Annotated in this window: 1 protein-coding gene; it reads left to right on the top strand. The window is 67.6% G+C overall.

Annotated features, from left to right (window positions below; genetic code table 11):
- Positions 1–221: 221 nt before the first annotated feature.
- A partial coding sequence (locus tag AE652_RS42940) for a nucleotide disphospho-sugar-binding domain-containing protein (protein WP_049661868.1) occupies positions 222–500 on the top strand: 279 nt, incomplete at its 3' end.

The raw sequence follows: 500 nt of genomic DNA on the forward strand, positions 1-500 counted from the left end.
GGAGCAATCCCCGCGAGCGCGGGGCCGACACTTCCTGACCTGCGGTGATCTGCGTCAACTGGCGCTGGTTGATTCAGTTCGATTCGGTTGGCTTCCCAGAGCAGACCTCATGCGCCGATCGTTGTCTCTTCGTGAATTCAGGGTGGATTGTCAGTGCCTCGATCTACGCTCCGAAGCGTACTCGGGCATGGAGGTCGAGGCATGGTCGATGACCGCTGGCAGTGGTACCAGGCGGCAGCAGCACCACCCTTGGCACACTCGATGCGGGCATCCCCCAGCTGGTCCTGCCCGACGGCTCCGACCGCTTCATCACCGCGGCCGCCGTCCACCAGCGCGGAGCCGGCCTCAGCGCGACCGCCGAGGAGATCACCCCGGCCCTGCTCCACCGCCTCCTCACCGACGACACCCTGACCCGCGCCGCCCGCGAGGTCAGCACCGAAATCGCGGCGATGCCCAGCCCGACCACCGTGGCGGAGCACCTCACCACCCTCACCCACCCC

It is taken from the genome of Kitasatospora sp. MY 5-36 (assembly GCF_001182915.1).
In the GTDB taxonomy this organism is placed as follows: domain Bacteria; phylum Actinomycetota; class Actinomycetes; order Streptomycetales; family Streptomycetaceae; genus Kitasatospora.